The sequence below is a fragment of the Mesorhizobium sp. M7A.F.Ca.US.006.04.2.1 genome, from assembly GCF_004022915.1.
GTDB lineage: Bacteria > Pseudomonadota > Alphaproteobacteria > Rhizobiales > Rhizobiaceae > Mesorhizobium > Mesorhizobium ciceri.
In genome coordinates this window covers 1-2,532 of sequence record NZ_RZQA01000881.1, presented here as the reverse complement: position 1 = coordinate 2,532, position 2,532 = coordinate 1, and the positions used below count along the sequence as shown (strand labels likewise).

5 protein-coding genes and 1 pseudogene are annotated in these 2,532 nt (G+C 64.0%); 3 read left to right on the top strand and 3 right to left on the bottom strand.

All coding sequences use genetic code 11. The features are described from left to right. The first annotated feature begins 140 nt into the window (after nucleotides 1–140). From EN925_RS31595 to EN925_RS31585, 3 genes are all read left to right on the top strand, one after another. Nucleotides 141–308: a hypothetical protein gene (locus tag EN925_RS31595; protein WP_013532397.1), complete on the top strand. Its 168-nt coding sequence runs from the start codon at nucleotides 141–143 to the stop codon at nucleotides 306–308. Between the two features lie 55 nt (nucleotides 309–363). Continuing rightward, entirely contained in the window at nucleotides 364–684 is a 321-nt protein-coding gene (locus EN925_RS31590) for a YkgJ family cysteine cluster protein (RefSeq protein WP_032809400.1), read from the top strand. A gap of 81 nt (nucleotides 685–765) precedes the next feature. Further along, nucleotides 766–1,377 (top strand): LysE family translocator, encoded by a 612-nt coding sequence (locus tag EN925_RS31585; RefSeq protein WP_013532395.1) that lies wholly within the window; start codon nucleotides 766–768, stop codon nucleotides 1,375–1,377. A 98-nt stretch (nucleotides 1,378–1,475) separates the two neighbouring features. Here the strand turns inward: EN925_RS31585 and EN925_RS31580 are convergent. From EN925_RS31580 to EN925_RS31570, 3 genes and pseudogenes are all read right to left on the bottom strand, one after another. Beyond that, nucleotides 1,476–1,859: pseudogene (locus EN925_RS31580) on the bottom strand (nuclear transport factor 2 family protein); the annotation flags it as partial. Nucleotides 1,860–1,875: 16 nt separating this feature from the next. After that, complete coding sequence (locus EN925_RS31575) at nucleotides 1,876–2,322, bottom strand: OsmC family protein (protein WP_128337196.1); 447 nt, start codon at nucleotides 2,320–2,322, stop codon at nucleotides 1,876–1,878. A 34-nt stretch (nucleotides 2,323–2,356) separates the two neighbouring features. Next, nucleotides 2,357–2,524, bottom strand: coding sequence for a zinc-binding dehydrogenase (locus EN925_RS31570; protein ID WP_281040676.1), 168 nt, complete (start codon nucleotides 2,522–2,524; stop codon nucleotides 2,357–2,359). Nucleotides 2,525–2,532 lie beyond the last annotated feature (8 nt).

The window sequence follows — 2,532 nt, the reverse complement described above, 5'->3', positions numbered from 1 at the left end:
TCGCGAGCTGGCAGCCCATCACATCGAGGCGGTGAAAAACTGGTCGCCCGAGGAAATGAACATCACGGCCGTTTCGGCGCTGATCGGCCGCCTGCGCAATCCGCGCGCCCCATCATCGCGCTTCGCCGACGAGGACTGACATGGCCATAAAATTCTCCTCCAAGGATCAGCCGGCAGCCTCGGGTGCCGCGGCAAAACCGGCCAAGCCGGTTGCCGCGCCGAAAGCTGGCGATGCCACCGAGGCGGCGACCGACCTGTTCAAGTCGCCGGCGGATTCGCCGAAGGGCAAGACGGCCAAGAAGAAATAGCGCCTTGCCGCAAGACGCAGATCACAACCCCGCCGCGCCAGGGCTGTCCGCCCTGGTGGCCGCCGCAAGCGTTTTGTCGTCGCAACAGGGCACCTTCGATTGCCAAAGCTGCGGTGCCTGCTGTTCCTATTCGGCCGAGTGGCCGCGCTTTTCCACCGAAGATGACGCACAGCTCGACCGTATCCCGGAAAAATATGTCGCATCCGACCTGTCAGGCATGCGTTGCGAGGGCGTGCGCTGCTCGGCGCTGTCCGGCGAGATCGGCAAGTCGACCGCTTGCGGCATCTACGACGTGCGGCCGGACGTCTGTCGCGCCTGCATGCCCGGCGACGAGGAGTGTCTGATGGCACGCCAGGCGCTCGGATTACCGGTGTAGCCAATCTCCCGTCGCCTCCGCTTGTGCGCCGACCCGCAGCCCGGTACCTTCCTGGCCGGGTAGGGTGCCGGAGGAACCATCGTGAGCATCGAATTTCTGTTGACGTCCCTGATTGTCGTGGCTTCGCCCGGCACCGGCGTTCTCTACACGCTGAGCGCCGGCCTCTCGCGCGGTGCGCGGGCCAGCGTCATCGCCGCCTTCGGCTGCACGCTCGGCATCATCCCGCACATGGCCGCCGCCATCACTGGCCTGGCGGCGCTGCTGCACACCAGTGCGCTCGCCTTCGAGACGCTGAAATATCTCGGCGTCGCCTACCTGCTCTACATGGCCTGGAACACGCTGAAGGAAAAGGGCGGCCTCAGCGTCGAGCAGGATGTGACGCCGCGCTCGGCCGGCAAGGTGATTGCCACCGGTATCCTCGTCAACGTGCTCAATCCGAAACTGTCGATCTTCTTCTTCGCCTTCCTGCCGCAGTTCGTCAGCACCACCGAGCCCAATGCGCTGTCGAAAATGCTGGAACTGAGTTCCGTCTTCATGCTTTTGACCTTCGTGGTTTTCGTCGGCTACGGCATCTTCGCAGCCTCGATCCGCAGCCATGTCGTCTCGCGGCCAATGGTGTTGACCTGGATGCGCCGGACCTTCGCCGGCGCTTTCGTCATGCTCGGCGCAAAGCTGGCGCTGGCCGATCGGTAGCGGGGAGCGGTTCAGTCTCGCTGATCCGCTCTCCTTTGTTGCGCTATTCCGGGCGAAAAGCGGTTATGCGCTTTCGGGGCATTGCTCGGGGCGCGCTGCCCCTTCACATAACCCATCGCTTCGACGATCCGCCCATCGGCCACACGCATGAGGTTGACGCCGCGCAGCGAATTGCCGTCGGTCATGAAATAGCGCCAGCGGATCGTTGCCCGGTCACCGGCAACGAAGGTTTCCTCGATATCGAAGCGCGTGCCGGCCTGGGTCGCGATCGCCGTCCAAAGCGCGACGCACGCTTCCTTGCCGGCATGGCGGGCGCCGTCCGGCGCCGGCACGGTGTTCTCGATCACGCAATCGTCGGCCACCAGCTCGGCGAGTGCCGAAGGATCATGGCGCTGGAATACGTCGTTGTAGCGCCGCATGATCTCGGCCGTCTGCTGGGACAGACCGTACGCGTTTGCGTCCATGACAAGCTCCTGTGTCATCTTCTTTCTCCTGGCTTCATTGACCTTTGGTGGCTTCGACGAGCGTTGCCTTGAGGGTGATCTGAGACACGCCGCCAAGGGCCCGCGAGACGAGGCAGCCCGCCTTGGCGGACTGTGCAAGGCGCTCGAATTCATCTTCGGCAAGTCCCGCGACCTCTGCCTCGGTTTCGAGTTCGATGCGGGTGATCGTCGGACCGGCAGCGGTTGCGCCATGATGCACCTTGGCGACGGTGCTGATGCTTGTCGGGACATGATTGGCGTTGCCCAGCATGGCGCTCAGCGCCATCGAGAAGCAGCCTGCATGCGCCGCGGCGATCAGTTCTTCCGGGTTGGTGCCCGGACCGTTCTCGAAACGCGACGGGAAGGAATAGGCGCCTTCGAAGACGCCGCTGCCGAGCCGCAACCGGCCCGAACCTTCCTTCAGCGTCCCTTGCCACTTGGCCGAGGCTTCACGAATTGTCATGGTCGTTCTCCCTTGGGTTTGAGGACTCGATGGGTCAGGCGCCGTCGATGATCACCTTCCCAACGACGTCGCCCTGCTGGAAATAGCGATAGGCATCGCCGGCCTCGGTGAAGGCGAAGACCTTGTCGATGACGGGCCGCAGGCGGTGCTGCGAGACGGCGCGCAGCATGGCTTCGAGATTGGTCCGGCTGCCGACGAACAGGCGGCTGA

Bases quoted from the DNA above. Each gene is read 5' to 3' on its own strand.
- EN925_RS31575 (WP_128337196.1), bottom strand. From the start codon at position 2,322: ATGACAATTCGTGAAGCCTCGGCCAAGTGGCAAGGGACGCTGAAGGAA.
- EN925_RS31595 (WP_013532397.1), top strand. From the start codon at position 141: ATGGCCATAAAATTCTCCTCCAAGGATCAGCCGGCAGCCTCGGGTGCC.